This window comes from Aureibacter tunicatorum (assembly GCF_036492635.1).
Classification (GTDB): Bacteria; Bacteroidota; Bacteroidia; order Cytophagales; family Cyclobacteriaceae; genus Aureibacter; species Aureibacter tunicatorum.
Map to the genome: position 1 here is coordinate 4721122 of NZ_AP025305.1, position 22334 is coordinate 4743455.

Sequence of the window (22334 nt, forward strand, 5' to 3'; positions counted from 1 at the left end):
GCATGATATCGGTCATCTAAAAATTTATTAACAATTAGTATTAACATCAAAAACATATATTAGCTATGGCATCAGAAAATTGGCCAATACCTAAGTTTCATTTTACTGTAAGTTGGGCTGGTGTTGAAGGCGTTGGCTTCCAAGAAGTTAGCGGTCTTAGCATGGAAACTCAATTCATTGAGTACAGAGCTGGAAACGATCCTGCTTATACTATGCAGAAAATCCCAGGTTTGAAAAAGTACGAAACTATCACCTTGAAGAAAGGTATGTTCAGAGGAGACAGCATCTTCTGGGATTGGTGGGCTGACGTTCAAACTAATGTGGACAGAAGAGAAACTCTTACTATCAACCTTTTGGATGAGGAAGGCAATGTAGTAGTGACTTGGGAAGTTATCAACGCATTCCCGTCGAAAATTCAATCTACTGACCTTAAGTCTGACGCTAACGAAGTGGCTGTTGAGACTTTGGAAGTTCAGCATGAAGGTGTTACACAAATAATGGGATAATTATAAATGGATGATTCATTAAGAAGTGAATTGATTCCAGGATTCCACTTTACCGTGACCTTGGTTCAGCCTATTGGAATGAACATGAAAACGGCAATGATGGCAGTCGGTGGAGATGACAACAGCTTTGCTGAAATCTCTGGCGTGGATGTTTCGATGACAACTTTGGACTACAAGGCTGGAGGAGAAAACAACTACCATTACCGACTACCTGAAACCACGAAGTACGGTAACTTGAAATTAATGAGGGGTTTGATGAACTCAAACTCCTCACTTACTTATTGGTGCGAAGATACGCTTCAAGAAGATTGGGAACAGATCTCAAGACAACATGTTGTGGTTTCCATGCTTAGTCCAAATGGCATTCCAATCAAAACATGGGCCTTCATGCATGCATATCCAGTATCATGGAAAGTATCTGGAATCAACGCTAAAAACAACGAAATCGCTGTGGAAGAAATCGAATTAGCGTATCATAGATTCGAATTGATGATTGTTTAATATAATAATATGGCAATAGTCATTAAAGAATTAACCGTAAATGTTACTCTTGAGGATAAAAAAGTTGAAACTCTTGAAAGCAACTTGAATCTTGAAGAAATCATTGAAGAGTGCACTTTAAGAGTGCTTGAAAAAATGGAGATGTTAGAGGATTGATATAATATGAGTTATGAGTTTATTAAGTAGTTCAAATATAAAGAAACTGGAAATCACCAGCGATACAGGTGGTAGCTTTACAGCCATGCTGAATCCAAATACTATTGATGATTCACTAACGCTAAGCTATGAGTCCAACGATTCTGCTTCTGAACAAAACACTAATATTCAGAACCTAAAAAAACAATCAAGAGAGCTCAGCTTTTCTTTAATGTTGGATTCTACTAATGCCGTACCTTCTCTAAGCGGATCAGCGAAGTCCGTTTATTTGATGATTAAAGAACTACGTGAAACGCTTTTTACTGAAGACACTGCCAAAGAAGCCTTGCTTCCCAATACATTGACTATCTCTATAGGAGGGTCTGACTTACTCACAAGCGCGGTAACAAACTCCTTCAATATCAGCTATAAAATGTTTAGCAGTGAAGGAAAGCCTCTAAGGGCCGAAGTAGCTCTAAAATTCAAAACTCATAAAGATCTAACCAACTCCAACATGGGCTCGGAGTTTGCCTCAAATGAGCCAGGCAAAGTTGGAGCAGCTATCGCAGCATTAACAGCAGCGGTCAGTTTCACTGAAACAATAGTAAAGTCAGGGGATACGCTACCCAACCTGTGCCAAAGCATCTATGGCAGTGCAGGAGATGTTGTTAAAGTAGCGGAAGTAAACAACCTAACAAGTATTAGAGACATTAATCCAGGCGATAAGCTAAAATTTCCAAAAAATATAAACGAAGTCAGCAGCATCGTGGATAAAGTAAAAGATGCGTCAAAAGATCTTGCCAGCGCAAAGCTGAATATCAATAATGTGGTAAAAAATGCTAAACGACTGAATGTGGATGGAGTAATCAATTCCGCTAAAAAATTGAACAATGTCATAAAGCCAAACTAAATTTAACACGACAAAACTGATACAAACATATGGCATCCATCATCGAAGCAAAAGAGAACCCAGTTTGCAAGGTCAAAATAGAGGGGAAAGAAATTACGGATTTAGCTTTAAGAAAGGTAAATACCATCAAAGCGATCAACAAAGTTCCGATCGCCAAAGTAGTTTTCGCGGATATCTACTCCGCGGAAAAAGATGGAATGCTAAGCAGTTCGATGAAGTCTTTGCAACCTGGTTCAAAAGTAGAAATTGAACTTGGATACGAGGAAACTTTAAAACCAGTATTCAAAGGCATAATCACAGGAGTCGACCATAGTATCAATAAACTAAAAACTGAAATATCTGTCATTTGCAGAGATGAATCTATCAAACTGACTATATCTCCAAAAAACAAAACGTTCTCTGAAAGCAAAGACAGTGACGCATTGTCAAAAATCATCAAAGACAATGGACTTAAAGGCAAAGTTGAATCCACTAGCGTCAAACATCAAGAATTGATTCAGCATTATTCATCTGACTGGACTTTTTTACTGCAAAGAGCTAGAGCAAATAACATGTACGCATTCGTAAGCGATGGTGAAGTGAATGTAAAACCATTGGAATTAACAGGCTCAGCAAAATGTACATTGACCTATATAGATAGCCTTATTCGCATCAATACTAAGCAAAATGCAATACATCAAGTTGATAAAATGTCAGCTTTTGCATGGGATGCCTCAGGACAAGCTATTTTAGAAGGAAAATCTTCCGGAACCAAAGAGAATAGTATTGGCGACATGGATTCCAAAAAATTAGCGGGAGTGCTAAAGCTAAAAGAATTCAATTTGCAAAGCGCATCTATAATGGATCAGTCGGAACTGGATAAATGGGCTACATCCATTCATCAGCAAGCGATTGCTTCAAAAATACGCGGAACAGTTGAGTGCTTTGGGACCTCAGATTTATTGCCTGGAGACATATTCGAGATTAAAGGCATCAGCGCGAAAATTGACGGCAAAGCGCTTGCGGGAAGTGTCGAACATAGCTTGTCCTCAGGCAAATGGACAACAACTATAGAAATCGGCGTGACGCCTCCTAAAGAAGAAGCCTTAACAGCTCCCGGGTCTGGATTGCTTCCTACAATTTCAGGACTCACCAGCGGTGTTGTAAAAGAGCTTGCGAATGACCCTACTGGACTTTTCAAAGTCAGAGTAGCTATTCCAACACTTCAAGAAGACAATATTGGCGTTTGGGCCAGGCTTGCAACTTTTTACGCGCACAAAGAAGCGGGAAGCTTTTTTATCCCTGAAGTAAATGATGAAGTAATTGTAGGGTTTCTTAATCAAGATCCAAGAAATCCAGTAATATTGGGAAGTGTGCACAACCCAAAAACAGCGCCTCCTTTTCCATTAACTGAAGATAATTTCCAAAAAGCTATAGTGACAAAAACCAAATTAACACTTCAGTTTGACGAGGAAAACAATGCAATCATCATCAATACTCCTGAAAAAAACATGGTAATGCTTAATGATACTGAGAAAACCATTTCGCTTACCGATCAAAATAAAAATAAAATAGTGATGAGTAAAGATGGCATTGCCATTGAGAGCTGCAAGGATCTCAATATTAAGGTAAAAGGCGCCACAACACTCAACTCTACTGGAAAAATAAATATCAAAAGTTCCGCCGACCTCATAGCTGAGGGAATGAATGTTCAAGCAAAAGGCAGCACTAAATTCGCGGCAGAAGGAGCAATGTGCGAAGTGAAAGGCTCCGCGCAAACAGTGATAAAAGGCGGAATGGTAATGATCAACTAATTTTCAAACTACAAACAAACAAATATATGCCTCCAGCAGCAAGACTAACAGATAATCATGTATGCCCTATGGTAACGGGAGTGGTACCGCATGTGGGCGGACCTATTAGTGGCCCAGGTGCTCCAACAGTGCTGATAGGCGGCAAGCCTGCGGCGAAAGTCGGAGATATGTGTGTTTGCTCTGGTCCTCCGGACTCAATTGTCAAGGGATCAGCGACAGTAATGGTCAGTGGTATGCCAGCCGCGAGATTAGGAGATACCACAGCTCATGGCGGAAGCATTGTTTTGGGAGAGCCGACTGTTATGATAGGCGGTTGATTTTTCTTGCTTATACTATTTATTAAGCATTTTCACTGAGTAAACAAGTCTACAATATGGAAAATGAATTTAACTTTTTAGGTGTTGGATGGAAATTCCCTCCAGCTTTTGATGAAGAGCAAGGAACTCCAATTCTCTCCAAGCATCTAACAGATATAAAAGAAAGTCTTCATATATTGCTAAATACTAAACCGGGTGAGAGAGTGATTTTCACGGAATACGGTTGCAATTTGAGGGAATTCAACTTCAGGAACATTAATGGTCCACTTCTCGAACAAATTCGCCAAAAGATCAAAAAAGCTGTCAAGCGATTTGAATCTCGTATTGAGTTGGATGAAGTAAACTTCAATACCAAAGGAGTTCTTGAAGGAACATTGCTCATTAGCCTTGAATATACTGTGCTCATGAGCAATCAAAAAGATAATCTAGTATTTCCATATTATGTGGAATCAATTAGAAATGAAATATAAGGGGCGTAGCTCCGCAACTAGTTTTGCTGATGGCCTAATTTTACACCGACGAAAATGAATCAAGAAATATCTTTTTATAAAAGGGAAGGAGTTCTCAGAGAAAAAAGGCAAATATCCTCCACTGATTTCGACTATGCTCAAATAGATGAAAGAGATTTAGGAGATATGCTGGTTTACATTCAAGGACTGTCGAAACTACTCAAATTCCACAATGCCGATGACAAAGCTGTGGGTGATCTTTCATTCTTGCTTAAAGATGAAATGATGGTTTTGGCGGCTATTTCATATTATGACCTCATGGGCAAAGAGGAGCTTTTCCTCTCTCATTTGAAGAAAATAACCAAATTCAAAAGAGAACCTAAAAAAAAGGTATATCTTAAAAAATCCATAAAGGAGCTAACTGGTGTATTGAGCAACTTCAATAGCTGGTTGATGCAACTCAACGAAATTGAGCAGTCGCAATTCGTTGAATCTATGATTCGAAAAGATTTGATTGCCGCCATCAATAGCAAGCTAGCCTATTCCTTGGAGCGCTTTAAAAGAGTGATTGATATCTCTTTGGAGAAAAAATGGCTTGACGACATTGACTCGGATAAACAATTTAAAGATTTCAGAAGAAATATTTGGGATATCGTATATGACACGAATGACGAAGAACTAAAAAATGTTGAAAGCATTTCAGATCTTAGTCCTGTTATCCAAAGAATATTTCAATCCGTATACGAAGTCATTATCAACATCAAAAACAATGCGTATAAATACATGGAAGAATCCTTCCATAAGAATAATCATCAACCTCATATCGCATTGTTATTGACATTTGTTCAGCTATATGGTTATCCTCAAAACTCGCTGAACAACTTTACAAAAAGGTACTTGGATTACTATTTCGGAACTATATTAAAAATGGTTCCACGCAAAGAAATCAAAGACCAAGTATTCTTGAATTTCATTCTTAACAAGGATGCAAATTTCGCCAAAATCAATGAAGACCAGTTGTTTTCTGCTGGCCAAAATGATTCTGGCGAACCGATAGAATATAAAGTCGACTATCCAATAGTTCTAAATAACATAAAAATAAAAAAAGCGCTTTCTTATTACTTATCCGATCATACATTAAATGATCAAGGAAATGCTAAGAAAATGATTTCCAACATTTTCAAGCATGAGATTCCTGTCAAAGAGGATAAAAAAGATGAAAGTTCGAATATTCAAAAAGTCGCTTACCCTCCGTTTGGCGAAAGACAAGAATATAAGGGCGAACAAGACCAAGCGATGGATAAAGCTTCTCTTGGCTTCATTGTTTCCAGCCCTGCTCTTTTTCTTAATGAAGGAAAAAGAAACGTGCAAATTCGTTTTGAAATAGAAAAAGAGAGCTACAAGCACTTTGACAAAATGATAAGATACTCCGAAGCCGACAACAACGACGAGACTGAGGAGAATCTAGCCAAGGTGCTTAATGACCTTTTCAAACTTCAGATCACTGGAGAAGAAGGTTGGAAAATTATTCCAAACTTTGCTGTCAGCAGAGATGTGAAAGCGTCTACTATCAATATCGCTTTCGTCATGGAAGAGAACGATGGCAAAATTGTCAACTTTGACCCCGAAATTCATAAAATGGATGGAGCGCCAATAAAAACCGCCCACCCTTCATTGATTCTTCATCTTAATGAAAATGCCTACAGATATGGGTATTCATTCCTGAACAAGCTTCAGCTAAATAATATTTACATTAATACCACCTCTACAGGCATTAAGAATATCAGGCTTTACAACAACTTGGGAGAGGTTAGCCAGAGTTCTCCATTTCTTCCTTTTGGCCCTAAGCCGGTAAAAGGAAGTTATCTGCTTTTGGGCAGCGGCGAAGTATTTATGAAAAAGCTCAAAGAGCTAAAAATAAATATGGAGTGGTATAATCTCACTGAAAACGCGGGAGGCCTTTACGAAGCCTACAAAGATTATGAACTTGACATTGACAATACTTCTTTTGAAATCAATGTTTCCAATTTGGAGCATGGACAATGGCAACCAGATGTACCTCAGGAGTTCAAGCTTTTCAGAACAAAAAATACCGGAGATGAGGAAGATCCCGAGCAAAAAGGATATTTGTCCAAGCATACTATCCTAGGAGACATAAATGTCGGACAGCTCAAGTTTATTCCAGACTTCAAAAATATTTACAAAGATGTCCATTACGATCATTTAACTCAAAATGGATTCATCAAAATAGAGCTTTCAGGTCCGCAGCATGGATTTGGCCATGATATTTATCCTTCATTGTTATCTGAAGTGAGCATGCACAATGCCAAGACGAATATCTTGAAGCTCAATAACAATAAGGAACTGCCAAAAGAGCCTATTACGCCAGAGCTTAAAGCTATTTCCATAGATTATATCGCGGAAACAGTAATTCCTCTGGACAATCACTCCAGCAGTATTGAAAGTCTGGGCCAAATAGGTGAAGTATTCCATATACTGCCTGATGGACATCAAAAAGTCTTCCCTACAACCGAAAGACAAGAAATAAAAATCATTCCTTCATTTGAATATGAAGGCGCGTTGATGTTGGGACTGTTGGGAGTAAAACCAATGCAAACCGTCAGCATACTATTCAATATGCAGGATGAGTCAAGTGCTTCTTCCGAAGATAATCCTCCGGAAATCAAATGGGAATATCTACATAATAATAAGTGGGGAAGAATCTCGTCTGCCAAGATCTTGATGGATACAACCAACGGTTTCTTAAAAACAGGCGTGACAATCATTGAACTGCCTTATGAAATCAGCAATGGCAACGACCTATTGGATCCTGAACTATTCTGGATCAGAGCTTCTGTTCAAAACAACATACATGTAACATCGCATCTTATTGACATAACGACGCAAGTTGTAACAGCAACGATATTGAAGCCCGAGACGCTTAGCGATCTGCATCCAAACCAAATATTGCCTGAGGGAAGCATCAAACGCTCCACCAACAATATTATCGGCGTCCAGAAAGTGGAGCAACCTCTTGATTCTGATGGGGGAATCTCAAAAGAAAATGAAACCCAATTCTACACCAGAGTCTCTGAAAGACTAAGGCATAGAGCAAGAGCGGTATCTCCTTGGGACTTTGAGCGATTGATTTTAGATAAATTCCCAGAAATCGAAAAAGTCACATGCTTGCCTAATATCAACAGCAGGTATGGAAAATCAGGGAATACATTGCTTGTGGTAAGTCCTAAATCAACAAAAGCATTGAATAGCGCTGAGCCAATGGTCAACAGCGAAACGCTTTACAATATAAAATCGCACATCAAGAATATTGTATCTCCTTTCATCAAGGTGGAAACAAGAAATCCAGCTTATGAAAGAGTCAAGGTAATATGCGCGATCAAGTTCAAACATAGCTACAATTATGGTTTCTATCTTCAAAAAGTAAAAGAAGACATCAATAGCTTCATTCTTGGAAACAATAAGGGAACGTATGTGGAACTTGGCGGCTCTATAAATGTATCCGATATTGTCAGCTTTATCAAATCATTAGAATATGTTGAATTCATCACTAAATTCTCCATGATCCAAACGGCAAAAGGCCTTAACGGAGATCACGTCTTGATAGACACTGCAAGAAAAAGCGAAAATTCAGATATATTGACAGCTACGCAACCTTGGGCGGCATTAGTTCCTGCTCAAAATCACCAGATTGAAGTACTGAACGACAGATCGGACAAGGGCATAGATCAAGCAGGTATCACTGATTTAGAGCTAGGTCAAGATTTTATCATTGACTAAAGCTTATTGAAACGAAAAAACTATGGGTTTACAAAATAGAAATACGCTTAAAACTTACTTCAAAAAAGGCCAATTGCCTTCGGAAAAGCATTTCAACGACTTGATAGACTCCATGAGCAACAAAGTCGATGATGGTTTATCCAAAAGCTATGAAAACGGCCTGATGCTATCTCCTGTTGGAGCGTCAGCAAAACTTATCAGCTTTTACAGAAGTATTGAAGACAAGAATCCCGCATGGAGCATTGGCACAGATTTGTCAAACAGCTCTTTGCATATCAATAACTTTCAAAGCTTGCCTGTGATTTCCATGCAGCAAAATGGATTTGTCGGTATCAAGAATCCATATCCCAAGCATGAGCTGGATGTGAAAGGCCTTATCGGACAAGAAGGAAGAATAGGAACTTTAATCAAAAGCTCTATCCCGGCAAACGGCAAATGGCACCCAATCATTGAAAACCTCAATGGCTGCCATGCATTTGAAATTGTAGCCGGCGTCGGAAAGAAGAAGACTGGTAAATACGCTTTATTGCATGCATTCGCCATTTCAACCTACGGAAAATCCAAGCACAAGATTGACGTAAGGCAGGCATATTATGGAAGCAGAAGAAATAAAATCGATCTTAGATTCAAGGGTACAACGTACGATTTCTCCCTTGAGATGAGAACAAAAACAGACTACGATGGAGAATACTTCGTGCACTTCCATGTTTCAAGACTTTGGGATGATGAGTTCATGAACAATTCGCTAAATCAATAACATACATAACACTGAATCTAATGAAAAACATAACACTTAACGTAAGCATAGACGAAGCTAATACAATATTCAAAGCATTGGGCAAGCTTCCTTTTGAAGAGGTTTATGAATTAATCGGCAAGCTAAACGAACAAGCGAATGAGCAAACTAGCCAGCCGGAAGAGAGCATTTTAAATAGCATCAGCTACGACGTGAACGGTAATTAAAATTGATATTAAATATCAAAACGCCAATTTTCAACTTAAGATTATCACAAAGCAAGACTAAGACGAACACCTATGGAAACTCCATTATTTGAAGAAACGGAAGAAAATTTCAAAAATAACAATCTCGGAATAGACGCTCGTTTTCTCTACTCCAGAGGAATCGCCTATCTTCAGCAATTGTCAGGAAGCAAATGGACAGACTATAATATTCATGACCCTGGAGTAACCATACTCGAGCAGCTTTGCTTTGCTATTACCGATCTTACCTACAGAACGCGTTTTGATATCAATGATCACCTTCATGATCAAAACAATTATCTCAACCTATTCTTAAAGCCGGAAGAAGTGTTTTCATCCAATCCGGTAACTCTCAATGACATCAGAAAAAAGATATTTGATGAAGTATTCGAGGTGAACAATGTATGGCTAGAGCCAATCAGCGAGAAAAATTCCCTTTTCAACGGTATTTATCAGTTGATGGTGGATATTGATTCCAACATCAAAGATGAAACTAGCAAAAAGGAAATCGTTGACAAAATCGAAGCTATATTCCATGAAAACAGGAATCTTTGCGAAGACATTGAAGACTTGAACGTAATCGATGTCATTCCTGCCACATTGCATGCTGATGTGGAAATCAGCCATAATGCCGACCCTGAAGAAATCTTCGCCCGTCTTCTTTTCGAAATTGAGCAATCTTTGAACCCGGTAGTAAAAATCTACTCCAAGCAGGAGTTATTGGAAGAAGGATATTCTGAAGAGCAAATATATGAGGGGCCATTGCTTGCCAACGGATTTATAAAAGATGAGGAACTACAACCCAAGACCACTAAGATCATCATCTCCGATCTTATCAAAATCATCATGCAAATTGATGGAATCACAGGCGTTAAAAACCTCAACATAGAAACCGAAGGTAAAAAGCACGAAACTCAAGTTCCCATACCGAAAAACAAAAAACTCACGCTGATCAATGATGAAGTGCAAGAGCTAACTTTCGAAAAGCACAATGTTCAGTTGTCAAAAGAAGGCATGCCTCAGGACAACTTGAAAATAGCCAATATCGAAAGGCAGCTTAATGAGTTCAAATCCATCTATAAAAGGAATATAAAAAGCACCGAATCAAGCGAAGGCATATCTTCCAGCAAGGATCTTAAGAATATAGACAAATACCACTCGATCCAAGAAGATTTTCCATCGCTATACGGTATAAGCCACGAAGGACCTACTTATCCAAAAGACTTGGCTTCTCAAGGGAAAGCCAAGCAACTTAAAGCATACCTTGTTCTTTACGAGCAAATAATGGCTAATTTCCTAAGTCAACTAGGCAGTGTCAAGAAGCTATTCTCATTTGACGACAAAGAGCAGCAATCGTACTTTTATCAAGAACTAACCAATGTTCCTAACTTGGATCAAGTGGTTAATACAGAAGATACTGATGAAAAAGTATACCACGAGATGCTTGGTGGACAACCAATACATAAGAATTACGCTAAAGGCCTGAAGGACATTAATAATCTATTGGACAATTATATTGATCGAAAAAATAGATTATTGGACTTCCTATTGGGTGTATATGGTGAAGAACAGTCTTTCAATATTTTAACGCAATTCAATTATTTCAATGAAGAAGAATTAGCTAAAAATATAATTAAGAACAAGGCGGAGTTGCTTACCAATATTCAATACTTGCAAAGCAACAAATCATTGGCTTTCAACTATACGCACAAGAAGAAATTCCCTATATCAATCTTTGAACTGAAGTTGCAAAGTCTTCTTTCATTGAATCAAGAAGCAGGATTTGACGACAAAAAGTGCTTTACGAAAAGCTTCAATGAAATTGATATCATCGAACTTAGCGCGGATGAGTCTGAAATATACAAAATGGATATGATCGACAGGTCGTTTGATTATATCGACAATATTGATATCGAGCCTTTGGAAAACGGAGATAGCGCTACGGATCTTCTGAATAAATTCTCTTTCTTCAAGGACAAAAAAGCTCCGATTCAAGCGCTTGTCAACGGCCTGTCTTTGGACAATTATATGATTGGAAAAACGGAAGACAAGAAATACAAAGTCGTATATCAAGGCAATGAAAACGAATGGTGGGATATCGGAGAATTCGATACTGAAAAGACAACCAATACGGCTGTAAACGAGCTTACTAAGTTCTTCACCAAATTCAATGTGCACTGCGAAGGCATGCATCTGCTAGAGCACATATTATTGAGACCTAAAAACGAAGACACAAAATTCGGAATCTATATACTGGATCAGAATTATAACAAAGTACTATACTCTGACAAATGCTTCAGTTTTAAGGAACGAAATAAAATCGTAAAAGAGCTGGAAGAGGAGCTTAAGAATCCTGACTATTATGAGATTGAAAGCTTGGAAGACAAGTCTCTGGAGATAACTTTCAACTCCAAAAAACTAAATGTCAAATTCCACAGTATTGAAAAATACAATTCTGTAGAAGAGACTTATGACTTGAAGGAAAACTTGTTCCATTTCCTTTCCAATGAGGTTGTAATTGTTGATTATGATAGAAAAATCGGTTTCTTCATTCAAAATCACAAAGAAGCCAATAGAGTGCCTGAAGAATTCTACAACTTCAGAATTAGCCTAGTTCTGCCAGCTTGGACTCACAGATTCTCTAAAAATGAATTTAGAAATATGTTCGCCGCACTCGTGCAAGAAGAACTTCCTGCATATGTTATGCCGCATATTCATTGGCTTGAACTGGATGACATGATACATTTTGAGGAGAAATACATCGACTGGAAAACAGAACTGCACGACAAAGGCAGCGCTACAAAGAAATTCAAAAAATTATCGGAAGAACTTACCGAGTTCTTGTTTGAAAACTCTCTAGGGCGACAATAATTGTCGCCTTTGGGCTTTTATCAACAACACTCCTCATGCTCAAAGATCAGCTTGCGTTCAGTCTTCATATCCAACTTATCCAGCTTGCTTAATTCACGGGTCAAGGCTCTGGTCAGTTGAGGCTTGCCGATTGTTCCGCCATTTTCCTCAAAACCCAATACAACCGCTTGTTGCAATACATTGATGATATTGGCGCCCGTTAGCTCGAAATTCTTCGCAAAAAAACTGAAATCAAAGTCGTTTTCCTTCGGCACTTCATCATTGAACACCTTCTCCCAAAGCATCTTGCGCGTATCTTCATTTGGAGCAGGAAAATGAACAATCGTCTGAAACCTTCGCAAAAATGCCTTGTCGAGATTCGTCTTGAAGTTCGTCGCTACAATCACTGTGCCCGGAAACCTTTCAACTCTTTGAAGCAAATAAGAAACCTCTTGGTTCGCATAGCGATCATTGCTGCTGCTGGTCTCGCTGCGCTTGCCGAAGATAGCATCTCCCTCATCAAAAAACAATATCCAATCGTGTTGCTCGGCAATGTCAAATACTTGCTTCAAGTTCTTCTCAGTCTCGCCAATATACTTGGACACCAACTTGGACAAATCTATGCGATAAACTTCCAAGCCCGTCAGCTTGCCGATCAATGTCGCCGCCAAAGTCTTTCCTGTGCCTGAAGGCCCATAAAACAACGTTCTGTAGCCCGGCAATACTTTTCGAGCTACGGCAGGAATACTCTTCATCGCATTGCGTTGCTTTACCCAACTCAATATTTCTTCCAGCTGTTTCTCAGTCTTTCTATTCACCACCATATCCGACCACTCTTGCTCAGTAGTGATCTTCTCAGCTGGAAATGAGCTGCTCATCGCAGGCACATAAGGCTTGTTCCAAAGAATTTGATGAAGCACATAGGGATTAATCGTGAGTACAGATGCTGTAAAAGGCGTCCATGAATCTTGCTTTTCCAGCTGAATAATATTTTCTCGGATGAGTGTTGACTCGGAGTCGAAGAGGTTTAATGAAGACAAACGGTTAACGATCGAATACTTGTCGTTTGTTAATAGATATAATGCTGTGTCTATGGTTGGGATAAATCCGCTATATGAGTTTTGAAGTGTAAGTCCGCCTATAGTGAGATCTTCTTCTTTAGCTGTCATTAGAGCTAACAGCTTTTTGGGAGCAATATACTGAGCCAACGCTAAAATTAATATGAGCCTTTCTGACTTTGATAACTTTGAAGCTAGTTGACTATAATATGAATCTATAACTATATCATTTTGCTTAGAAATCGTCGAATCTATATTCTTTGAAAGGTCTTTATTAATCTTTTTTGTGATACAACTCTCCAACCAAGATAATTCGATGTCTATAAAGTTATGCTCCATGTGTGTTAATGTATTTTAATATCATTTGATAAAATGAATATGATATTTAAATTTTAATAAAATATATTTATTTGTAATGTTTGTTGAGTAAATATTTAATATTTTAAGTTTATATTCAACATTTAAATGTGTTAAATTTATTTATTTTTATAACTAAATAATATTTTAGATAATTAAAGTTTAGTTATGAGCTAAATAGTATTGTTATATTTTTATCAAATCAAGGCTTAATAGAATGAATTGTAAATTGAGAGTATTAGGAGTATTAGTATTGTCTTTTCTTTTATTTTTTTCTTTCGAGGGTTTGCAGGCTCAAGAAAAAGATGTGGTATGGTATAATAATTTGTTGATAGGAGAAAATTGTTATAAAGATATATTTAATAACCATTTTCCTTTAGTCAAAATTGATCCAGATAATGGTGAGGAAATTAATAAAGACTGTAAAGGGAAATATTATTATTCAGTTGGAGATGTATTTTACAATGATCCTCAAATCTCGATAACAAAAGATGAAATACGTATGGTTTATGCTGAAGGACGTTATAGTGCACAGATTAATAACATTGTTGAATTATTAAATAAAGAAGATTTAATTGTTCTAATTCACATAAATGAAGATGAGTATGATTTAAAATACTCTAATGAAATTGCCATTTTTAAAATCGAAAATAGTGATACCCTCAAATGGCTGAATAAGGATAAATTGACATTGAATAATTTTTTTATCGATAAAAACTATACTCAAGAAGATATCAAATATATATCAGATTATTTTTTTATAGAATATCAAGTAAAGAAAAGTAATCATGAAATAGTAGCAAAATTAACTGATTTTAGAGATTTTGAAGATAGTGATACGAGTCTGGAACAAGTAAATCCTAATTTTGATATAGATTTTTTATATGAGATTCAAGAAAATACTCCAAAGTTTATATGGAATGAAAATCATTGGAGTATAAAGCAATAAGTTTGGCTATATCTCTAACTAAAGAACCAAAATATGCCAAAGTCATAATGATTATTTAATGACATTTACACTTTTTTATTGGTAAAATGAGACAACCAAAACAAAAATATCAAAACTCACAAAATAGTAATCAAGTCAATTCACAACAGGATAACTTTAATAAGAGGGCTTTAGCTAATCTTAATCAAAAGCATGAAGATGTAACAAAGGATGAGACATTAGATAATGAAAATAAAGGTATTCATCAAGAGGACCTTAATCTATCCAGAGGATTTGTGCAGATGATGATGGAAGCGGACTTTTCAAAAAATAATGATGCACGACAGCCCCATTTTCCTGCAAACACAAATTTGATTACCAAAAATAAAGATGGCTCTGTTACAAAAAAAAGACTATCAATGTCTAAGCCTTTTCCTACACCCAAAAGCAATCAAGAATTAAAAATTGACGCTGTAGGAAGTAAATCTGGAGTGACTATTGGCTTTGGTATCGATCTTGGTACAAGATACTCTGGCTCAAATGGTTCTGATAAAGCTAAGAAAGACTTTATCAATGCAGGTATAAGTGAGAAAGATGCTGAAGAACTAGCTAAAGTAGCAGGATTAACTGGGCTAGAAGCTGCTAAAATGTGTAATAAAATTAAGCCCAAAATTAGTTTAACAGCTAAACAATGTTTTTCCTTACTCAAAGTTGCATTGCCTGATTATGAAAAGAAAACATATTCGAATTCAAAATATAATTATAAAAAAGGTGATGGAAAAATACACCCTGCCTTAGAAGAATTCATAAGTTATGCTGCATATTGGGGAAATGTAAAATTATGGAAAACACTTGTAGAGGCTGGACAAAGTAGTGACAATCATTTGGAGCAATTTGAAACTGCTAAGAAAAATCTAACACAAATTATAAACACATACATAGAAGAAGATGATTGGAAGGCCAGACCTTGTTTGAAATTACTTGACACAGTTGATACGCTTGTAGATGTAATCCGTTCAGAAGGAGAAATTAATATCAGTGATGAAGTGAAATCTTTGGAAATGCTCGAAAAAGAGAATACAACTTTAGACTTTATCAAGGATATGAAAGAAAAATCTTCCGGGTATAAAGATATGGGAAATTATAAGTCATCTATAAAAAAAGAGCAAAAAGACGTTGATGATATTGATTATGTCAAAAGTATAAAGAAGCTGAATGCGGGCTATAAAACAAAAGCTAAAAGGCTTGACCATCAAGCTGATAAAACATCCCGCAAAGACATCATAGATAAGTCTGTCGGTGAGGGAGCTCCTAACCTGCCCAAGGACGTCAAAGTGATCCAACAGTTGCTTTATAACAGTGGCAAATACTTCGAAAAGTTGGAGGATATTAATATTGGAGTCTATGATGCAAAAACAGAGCAAGCTCTTCACGCATTTATGTTGGCAGAAAGAGGCCAGACATACACAACTATAGATCCAAATCAAGGGTCTATCAGAGTATTGAAAAAGTACCGCTATCAGTACAAGCCTATGGAGCAAAGGGCTAAACAAAAAGTAACAGAAATAGCTAGACCCAAACTACAAGGTGTTGAGCTCCCGACTATTCCTAATACAATAACAATATATACCAAAGATGGAGAAAAAACACTGCAGATAGCTAACAAGTCAGTCGAAGCAGAGCCAGTTGCCAAAAGTACCACTCCATCAGAATCATCTACTTCAGATACGATCACTATCTTCACTGCTGAGGGTGAAAAGCAAATGAAGATTGGTAAAGAAAAATCCAGAGGCGCAGACATGCTCAATGCATCCAAGCCCCCTTCTAAAAAAGGTGCTCAAGGTTCTGAAGAAAACATAGTCAAAACATTAGCAACAGAAAGTGTCAATAAGACAATCGCGGAAACAACACCTGAGACAGCGAATATAAATGAGAAGGTTATCAAAAAAATAGTTAAGGAAGTAGAGAATACCACCACGACAACAGAAGAAGGTATCAGTGCCAGTGTTGGAGATGTAACTTCAAAAGCAGGAAATCGAGTTAAAGATGTATTATGGGTACAAAACAAGCTTTTGGAATTCAAAATACTTTCAGAAGCTGACTACAATGCAGAAAAAGCTTCCGGTGAAAAAAATATCAGCTCAGCTTCCATTCCAAAAACCAGAGCGGCCATCAAAGCCTATCAGACAAAAGTACTTCATTATAGCAAGCAAGATCAAGTTGTCGGTAATGATGGAACAATGGAGAAAAGCTTGATCTCTATGACTCCAGAGTTAGCCGCTCAAAAAATCAAAGAATATCCTGCTATTGAAGCAAGAAGAAAAAAACAAGCCGCAGCAACAAAAGCTAAAAAAGAAGCTGAAAACGAGGCTAAAGCTAAAGAAGTAAAAACAGCAGCCGACAAGAAAAAAGCAGAAGAGCAGATTGAAGCTATTAAAGCTCAAAAAACAGATGAAGCTTCTCTGGAGCAATTTATTGATAAATCTGAGGTTTTAGGAACTTTCATTAACAGTACTGACTATGAAGACTTAGGAAAAAGACTAGTCAAGTATACTGTTCATAATCCTGACTTTGTAGAAAAAATAATTAAAAAAGCTTCTGGTTTAGTCAATCAGAATACCGATGACATTGCTTATCATTTAACTAAAAACTGTACAGATGCTCAATTAAAATCTACTAAGCAATCTTTAAAAGATTACCTCTATGAGTGTATGGATTGGGGTGTGACTGACAAGAGTGATGAAAAGCAGATGGGAAGGTTGAAATTAAATTCAAAAAGTGAGGAGAAAATATTAAAAGAAAGTCCTAAAACCAAAGAAGCAAAAGTGAGCTCAAAAAGTACTACAAAAGAAACTAAGCTAAAAAGCTTAGTTATTTCTGGATCAGTCGGAAGAAAAGGCGATAATAAACCTGAAGATGTCATTGAAGTTCAAAATACTCTGGTTGGTTTAGGTTATCTAACAAGTGATAATAAAGAAACTATTGATGAAAGTTTAGATAAAATATTAGATAAAGATATTAAAGAGACTATTAAGGCAATTGAACACCTTCATAAATATGGTAGAGGCTTGGGCAAAGATGGTAAAATTTCTTCAGGAAAAGGAACTAATAAATGGATAAATAAACGACTTACGTTGATTGAAGAATACTCTGATTATGAAATTGATAAGACGAAAGGTATTGATCCTGTATTAGAAGATAGTGAATGGATAAGTCAATTTAGAAATGGAAAAAATTACAAACATAAAGATAAAATATACTCTGAATCTGATATAGAAAAAACAATAGAAACAATTGATACTGATTTTGAAGTGAAAAAGGTCAAATTAACATCAGGGAAAGAGATAACAGTTCAGAATACAGGACAAGGCCTCAGAGAGATTATTGAAAAGAAAACCAAAACTTTTTCTGTTACACAAGGCATTAAAGAATCTCAAAAAGCTTATAAAAATAAAGGGAATTTTATTTGTTGCTGGGATACTGCTCAAGCTATGGTTAAACAAAAAGGAGGAACTATATTTAATGCTCCAGCGGATAGACTTCCTACAATGGCACAGTACAATAGAGAAAAAAATCCAGTGACCTTGAAAAAACAAACAGAACTAGGAGTTAAGTACATTGATAATCAATTAAAGAATGGAAAACCTATATTTATAGGAGTGGATAAGAAAAAAATTGTATCAAAATATAACTCAGATCACACAACAGAACATTACATTGTAATTATTGGAAAAGTTATAAAAAATAATAAAGTTTACTATCGATATTTTGATCCAGGTAATTTAAATGTAAGTGAGGGAGCCAGTTCAAATAATTTATTACTATTGGGTGATGATTTTAGTGTGAAATCAAAAAATTATAGTGTAGCACAGGTAAGACAAAACAATTAAATATATGAAAAATAGAATATTATATTTACTTTTAATCATTTGCTTTTTTTCTTGTAAAGGTGAAAAAGATAAACCTCATAAAGAACGTAAGTTTCCTTCTTTCTTAGAGGGGGTGGATAGAGTTAGTTTGAATGAAATAATCAAACAACCAAATTATAGTGATTATAATATTGATCATGCTTTAGAAGATTCATTGCTCAAGAAATTGTTTCAATTCCCCTTAAAAGATAATCGATGGTATGAATTCCCCATAGATAGGGACTTCTATTCTACTTCTTTCCGAAATTTTACAGCAACGGAAAGTACTACAGCAAGTCAGTATGAAGGAGAGTATACCGTTAATTATTACCCCACCTATTTACAATCATATACGATGGTAAATGACTCCGTATATTTAATAGCAATGGTGTATGATGATGGTGATTATGCATGGAGCTCAGCACTTACCTCATATATACCAAAAAAAGGTATAATATCAGAAGTAGTTTACAGCATTGGCGGCGTAGTTGGGGATAATAAATTAAACATAATTGAATTGTCAGAAAATACGTTTGTTGTAACTAGAGACTTGAATGGTTTTGCTAATTGGCAAGGAAATTCAAGCTTAACCTTTAAGATTAATCCCGATGGAGTATTTGAAATCATAGATTATCAAGAAGATTTTACTCTCGATGGAAAAAAAGTAGACAGATCATGGTCGGAAGAAATGATGGATAATCAACTATTCTAAATGATTTGAGAGAGATTGGTGTGGTATGGATAATTAAAACTAAAGCAAAATAATAATGACAAGATTACTATTAAGTTTAGTTGTATTGATGATTTATACAGGATGTAAATCAGAAAAAACATCATACTCTCCTCCTGAAATAAAAGAATTAGTGAAATTTATTGACAAAAATTATGGAATTAGAAAAGAGTTTATAATACCTGATAAATTTCAATCTTTTAGCAATATATCTAATGAACAACACGGCTTTAAAGGAGAAGCAATGTTTATTTTTGTACCTAAAAAAGAAATAATTAATCAAGATGAAGCAAAGAAATACTTTAAAAAGTTTTACGAAACACTAGATTATACAATGTTGAACGATGGTTATTTTTTTTATACTAAATCTTCTGATCTAATTGGCCCAAAATACGAGATGGATAGTATCAAGTACTATGAACCACAACAAAATACTTGGGTAGAAATTTATAAAATGAATAATAATGGTGACTGGTACTATATTGATAAAATAAAAAATAAAGAGGGGGATATTCCAAGAGTAATGGCTCAAGAATATTTTCGTAAAAAGAAATAAAAATTATTTATGACCCAGAACTATCATTATGATAACTTCTAAAATATAGAAACTATTATAATAATATATTAAACCATAGCTAATAAAACCTTTTCCAAAGGTTTTTATTAGCTATAACAAAAAAGGACTCCTCTTATAATACCAACATCAACAACACTCCTCATGCTCAAAGATCAGCTTGCGCTCGGTTTTCATATCCAACTTATCAAGCTTGCTTAATTCACGGGTCAAGGCTCTGGTTAGCTGAGGCTTGCCGATTGTTCCGCCATTTTCCTCAAAACCCAACACAACCGCTTGTTGCAATACATTGATGATATTGGCGCCCGTTAGCTCGAAATTCTTCGCAAAGAAACTGAAATCAAAGTCGTTTTCCTTCGGTACTTCATCATTGAACACCTTCTCCCAAAGCATCTTGCGCGTATCTTCATTTGGAGCAGGAAAATGAACAATCGTCTGAAATCTTCGCAAAAATGCCTTGTCGAGATTCGTCTTGAAATTCGTCGCGACAATCACAGTGCCCGGAAACCTTTCAACTCTTTGAAGCAAATAAGAAACCTCTTGGTTCGCATAGCGATCATTGCTGCTGCTGGTCTCGCTGCGCTTGCCGAAGATAGCGTCTCCCTCATCAAAAAACAATATCCAATCGTGTTGCTCGGCAATGTCAAACACTTGCTTCAGATTCTTCTCAGTCTCGCCAATATACTTGGACACCAACTTGGACAAATCTATGCGATAAACTTCCAAACCCGTCAGCTTGCCGATCAATGTCGCCGCCAAAGTCTTTCCTGTGCCTGAAGGCCCATAAAACAACGTTCTGTAGCCCGGCAATACTTTTCGAGCTACGGCAGGAATACTCTTCATCGCATTGCGCTGCTTCACCCAACTTAAAATCTCGTTCAGCTGGTTCTCTGTCTTCCTATTCACCACCATATCCGACCACTCTTGCTCGGTAGTGATCTTCTCAGCTGGAAATGAGCTGCTCATCGCAGGCACATAAGGCTTGTTCCAAAGGATTTGATGAAGCACATTTTCAACCAATCTCAAAGAGGTCGATGTATAAGGCAAATTCTCATCCGGCCTTTGCAAGTCCAGAATATTGCTTCTTAACAATATAGCATCCGCATGAAAATACTCAAGCCCTGACAATCTCGAAGACACAAACGTCTTCATCGCAGTGGTATTTTCAGGATGTTCCTCTTTCTGAAGCAGAAACAAGGCTGTTTCGACCGTTGGAATAAAAACCGAAGATGAAAAAGAGCTATATTTTATCCCGCCAATATTTTTTCCTGAATTTTCCTCTGACTGCAAAAGATTCAATGCAGTAGGCCTGATATATGGAGCCAATGCCAATATCAAAATCAATCTTTCTTGATATCCATATGACATCGCCAATTTTGTATAATATGACTTTCCCGAACTCAAATCCTTCACATAACTATCCAAGCTTATAGGCTTATCAGTCAACCTTTCTGCTATTACCTCTTCCAGCCAATTCAACTCCAAAGCAAGAAAATCCCTATCAATATCCATAAAAATTATAAATATAATTATTCAAACAATTGAACATAGAATAAACAGAATATTCAATATGATCATATTTAATGTTCACAAAATTAAATAAGCATATTCATGTTAACAACTAAAATGTAAAAATTTAAATTTTAATATTTTATTTTGTAATTTTAACCCAATATTTTTTAATCCCTATACATTGGGAAACAACAAGCAAACAGAACAATAAATTATAATAGCTCACAAACATGAAAACTATTATTATATTATTTTTATATAATATCCTCTTGATCATCCCTTCTATAGCCCAAGAAAAAATAATTCTGGAAGGAACCATCGGCAAGTACCCAATTGAAATGGAGCTAGAGCAAAATTATGATCAAATATCAGGAAGGTATCACTACAAAGGAAAGCAAAACTACATAGATCTAAAAGGTAGCGTGTTTAACGAAGGCATCATTACAATAGTAGAACGCTACAATGACAAAGTAACAGGTGAATTCTATATTACTAAACGAGGAGATCATTGGAAAGGCAAGTGGGTAGGCAAAAGAAATTATTTCATTGATTTAACTCCCATCAAAGGTGATTTGGACGCATACCCATCAGACGAAGAGTTAAAACAAAAGCTGTCTTCCGACCCAACAGGCACATATGTCTATGAAGAAAAGTTTATTAGAGGAGGAATAACCAGTAATCTGCACTCAATCCCTCAAACTAGATATTATGAAAGTTTTGCGACTGTCAAAAAAGGAGAAGATGATAAGCTGGTTATCTCTTTTGAAGTGGTCGGCGGTGTTGGCTTTGTTGCCTCTTTAAGCAACGAAACTATAGAACCTATTGGGGATAATATTTATGAGTTCCGAGCAAAAGATTTTACAGATGAAGAATGTCATCTCGTTTTTGAATTCAAAGATAAAAATCTAAAAATTATTCAAAAATCTAAAGCTTGGCCTTGCGGATTTGGAGAACGAGCCTCAGCGGATGTCGAGATGCCTAAAGTTGATGACAAAGTAAAACTATCAAAATAAATCTATTTTTAAAC

Annotated in this window: 18 protein-coding genes; 16 read left to right on the forward strand and 2 right to left on the reverse strand. The window is 36.4% G+C overall.

Features of this window, described 5'->3' with window-relative positions; translation table 11 throughout:
* Positions 1-65: 65 nt before the first annotated feature.
* From AABK36_RS19760 to AABK36_RS19810, 11 genes are all read left to right on the forward strand, one after another.
* Positions 66-506: a phage tail protein gene (locus tag AABK36_RS19760; RefSeq protein ID WP_309936899.1), complete on the forward strand. Its 441-nt coding sequence runs from the start codon at positions 66-68 to the stop codon at positions 504-506.
* A gap of 6 nt (positions 507-512) precedes the next feature.
* On the forward strand, positions 513-1007 hold the full coding sequence (locus AABK36_RS19765) for a phage tail protein (RefSeq protein WP_309936900.1): 495 nt from the start codon (positions 513-515) through the stop codon (positions 1005-1007).
* 9 nt (positions 1008-1016) lie between these two features.
* Complete coding sequence (locus AABK36_RS19770; protein WP_309936901.1) at positions 1017-1163, forward strand: hypothetical protein; 147 nt, start codon at positions 1017-1019, stop codon at positions 1161-1163.
* Positions 1164-1176: 13 nt separating this feature from the next.
* The gene (locus AABK36_RS19775; RefSeq protein ID WP_309936902.1) at positions 1177-2052 is read left to right on the forward strand and encodes a CIS tube protein; all 876 of its coding nucleotides are present in this window, start codon (positions 1177-1179) and stop codon (positions 2050-2052) included.
* A gap of 29 nt (positions 2053-2081) precedes the next feature.
* Positions 2082-3845, forward strand: coding sequence for a type VI secretion system tip protein VgrG (gene vgrG, locus AABK36_RS19780; protein WP_309936903.1), 1764 nt, complete (start codon positions 2082-2084; stop codon positions 3843-3845).
* 26 nt (positions 3846-3871) lie between these two features.
* The gene (locus AABK36_RS19785; protein WP_309936904.1) at positions 3872-4162 is read left to right on the forward strand and encodes a PAAR domain-containing protein; all 291 of its coding nucleotides are present in this window, start codon (positions 3872-3874) and stop codon (positions 4160-4162) included.
* A gap of 56 nt (positions 4163-4218) precedes the next feature.
* Complete coding sequence (locus tag AABK36_RS19790; RefSeq protein ID WP_309936905.1) at positions 4219-4632, forward strand: GPW/gp25 family protein; 414 nt, start codon at positions 4219-4221, stop codon at positions 4630-4632.
* A gap of 54 nt (positions 4633-4686) precedes the next feature.
* Positions 4687-8409, forward strand: a complete 3723-nt coding sequence (locus AABK36_RS19795) for a baseplate J/gp47 family protein (protein ID WP_309936906.1) — start codon at positions 4687-4689, stop codon at positions 8407-8409.
* A gap of 22 nt (positions 8410-8431) precedes the next feature.
* On the forward strand, positions 8432-9166 hold the full coding sequence (locus tag AABK36_RS19800; protein ID WP_309936908.1) for a hypothetical protein: 735 nt from the start codon (positions 8432-8434) through the stop codon (positions 9164-9166).
* A 20-nt stretch (positions 9167-9186) separates the two neighbouring features.
* Positions 9187-9372: a hypothetical protein gene (locus AABK36_RS19805; RefSeq protein ID WP_309936909.1), complete on the forward strand. Its 186-nt coding sequence runs from the start codon at positions 9187-9189 to the stop codon at positions 9370-9372.
* 72 nt (positions 9373-9444) lie between these two features.
* Positions 9445-12261 (forward strand): hypothetical protein, encoded by a 2817-nt coding sequence (locus tag AABK36_RS19810; RefSeq protein WP_309936910.1) that lies wholly within the window; start codon positions 9445-9447, stop codon positions 12259-12261.
* 20 nt (positions 12262-12281) lie between these two features.
* Here AABK36_RS19810 and AABK36_RS19815 read toward each other — a convergent pair whose 3' ends face one another.
* Entirely contained in the window at positions 12282-13637 is a 1356-nt protein-coding gene (locus AABK36_RS19815; RefSeq protein ID WP_309936911.1) for an ATP-binding protein, read from the reverse strand.
* A gap of 247 nt (positions 13638-13884) precedes the next feature.
* Between AABK36_RS19815 and AABK36_RS19820 the strand changes: the two genes are divergently transcribed.
* The 4 genes from AABK36_RS19820 to AABK36_RS19835 all read left to right on the forward strand — a co-directional run bounded on the left by AABK36_RS19820 (position 13885) and on the right by AABK36_RS19835 (position 19777).
* Positions 13885-14604 carry a hypothetical protein gene (locus tag AABK36_RS19820; RefSeq protein WP_338390303.1) on the forward strand — a complete coding sequence of 240 codons (720 nt, stop codon included), beginning with the start codon at positions 13885-13887 and terminating at the stop codon, positions 14602-14604.
* 86 nt (positions 14605-14690) lie between these two features.
* Positions 14691-18473: a lysozyme family protein gene (locus AABK36_RS19825; RefSeq protein ID WP_309936913.1), complete on the forward strand. Its 3783-nt coding sequence runs from the start codon at positions 14691-14693 to the stop codon at positions 18471-18473.
* 4 nt (positions 18474-18477) lie between these two features.
* Positions 18478-19203: a hypothetical protein gene (locus AABK36_RS19830; protein ID WP_309936914.1), complete on the forward strand. Its 726-nt coding sequence runs from the start codon at positions 18478-18480 to the stop codon at positions 19201-19203.
* 55 nt (positions 19204-19258) lie between these two features.
* Positions 19259-19777, forward strand: a complete 519-nt coding sequence (locus AABK36_RS19835; RefSeq protein ID WP_309936915.1) for a hypothetical protein — start codon at positions 19259-19261, stop codon at positions 19775-19777.
* Positions 19778-19924: 147 nt separating this feature from the next.
* On the opposite strand, the gene AABK36_RS19840 is transcribed toward AABK36_RS19835, so the two are convergent.
* Positions 19925-21307, reverse strand: a complete 1383-nt coding sequence (locus tag AABK36_RS19840) for an ATP-binding protein (protein ID WP_309936916.1) — start codon at positions 21305-21307, stop codon at positions 19925-19927.
* Between the two features lie 230 nt (positions 21308-21537).
* Here AABK36_RS19840 and AABK36_RS19845 point away from each other — a divergent pair, with 230 nt between their 5' ends.
* Complete coding sequence (locus AABK36_RS19845; protein WP_309936917.1) at positions 21538-22320, forward strand: hypothetical protein; 783 nt, start codon at positions 21538-21540, stop codon at positions 22318-22320.
* Positions 22321-22334: the final 14 nt, after the last annotated feature.

Bases quoted from the DNA above. Each gene is read 5' to 3' on its own strand.
- AABK36_RS19765 (WP_309936900.1), top strand. From the start codon at position 513: ATGGATGATTCATTAAGAAGTGAATTGATTCCAGGATTCCACTTTACC.
- AABK36_RS19770 (WP_309936901.1), top strand. From the start codon at position 1,017: ATGGCAATAGTCATTAAAGAATTAACCGTAAATGTTACTCTTGAGGAT.
- AABK36_RS19795 (WP_309936906.1), top strand. From the start codon at position 4,687: ATGAATCAAGAAATATCTTTTTATAAAAGGGAAGGAGTTCTCAGAGAA.
- AABK36_RS19825 (WP_309936913.1), top strand. From the start codon at position 14,691: ATGAGACAACCAAAACAAAAATATCAAAACTCACAAAATAGTAATCAA.
- AABK36_RS19830 (WP_309936914.1), top strand. From the start codon at position 18,478: ATGAAAAATAGAATATTATATTTACTTTTAATCATTTGCTTTTTTTCT.
- AABK36_RS19790 (WP_309936905.1), top strand. From the start codon at position 4,219: ATGGAAAATGAATTTAACTTTTTAGGTGTTGGATGGAAATTCCCTCCA.
- AABK36_RS19835 (WP_309936915.1), top strand. From the start codon at position 19,259: ATGACAAGATTACTATTAAGTTTAGTTGTATTGATGATTTATACAGGA.
- AABK36_RS19800 (WP_309936908.1), top strand. From the start codon at position 8,432: ATGGGTTTACAAAATAGAAATACGCTTAAAACTTACTTCAAAAAAGGC.
- AABK36_RS19805 (WP_309936909.1), top strand. From the start codon at position 9,187: ATGAAAAACATAACACTTAACGTAAGCATAGACGAAGCTAATACAATA.
- AABK36_RS19785 (WP_309936904.1), top strand. From the start codon at position 3,872: ATGCCTCCAGCAGCAAGACTAACAGATAATCATGTATGCCCTATGGTA.
- AABK36_RS19775 (WP_309936902.1), top strand. From the start codon at position 1,177: ATGAGTTTATTAAGTAGTTCAAATATAAAGAAACTGGAAATCACCAGC.
- AABK36_RS19760 (WP_309936899.1), top strand. From the start codon at position 66: ATGGCATCAGAAAATTGGCCAATACCTAAGTTTCATTTTACTGTAAGT.
- AABK36_RS19845 (WP_309936917.1), top strand. From the start codon at position 21,538: ATGAAAACTATTATTATATTATTTTTATATAATATCCTCTTGATCATC.
- vgrG (WP_309936903.1), top strand. From the start codon at position 2,082: ATGGCATCCATCATCGAAGCAAAAGAGAACCCAGTTTGCAAGGTCAAA.
- AABK36_RS19840 (WP_309936916.1), bottom strand. From the start codon at position 21,307: ATGGATATTGATAGGGATTTTCTTGCTTTGGAGTTGAATTGGCTGGAA.
- AABK36_RS19815 (WP_309936911.1), bottom strand. From the start codon at position 13,637: ATGGAGCATAACTTTATAGACATCGAATTATCTTGGTTGGAGAGTTGT.
- AABK36_RS19810 (WP_309936910.1), top strand. From the start codon at position 9,445: ATGGAAACTCCATTATTTGAAGAAACGGAAGAAAATTTCAAAAATAAC.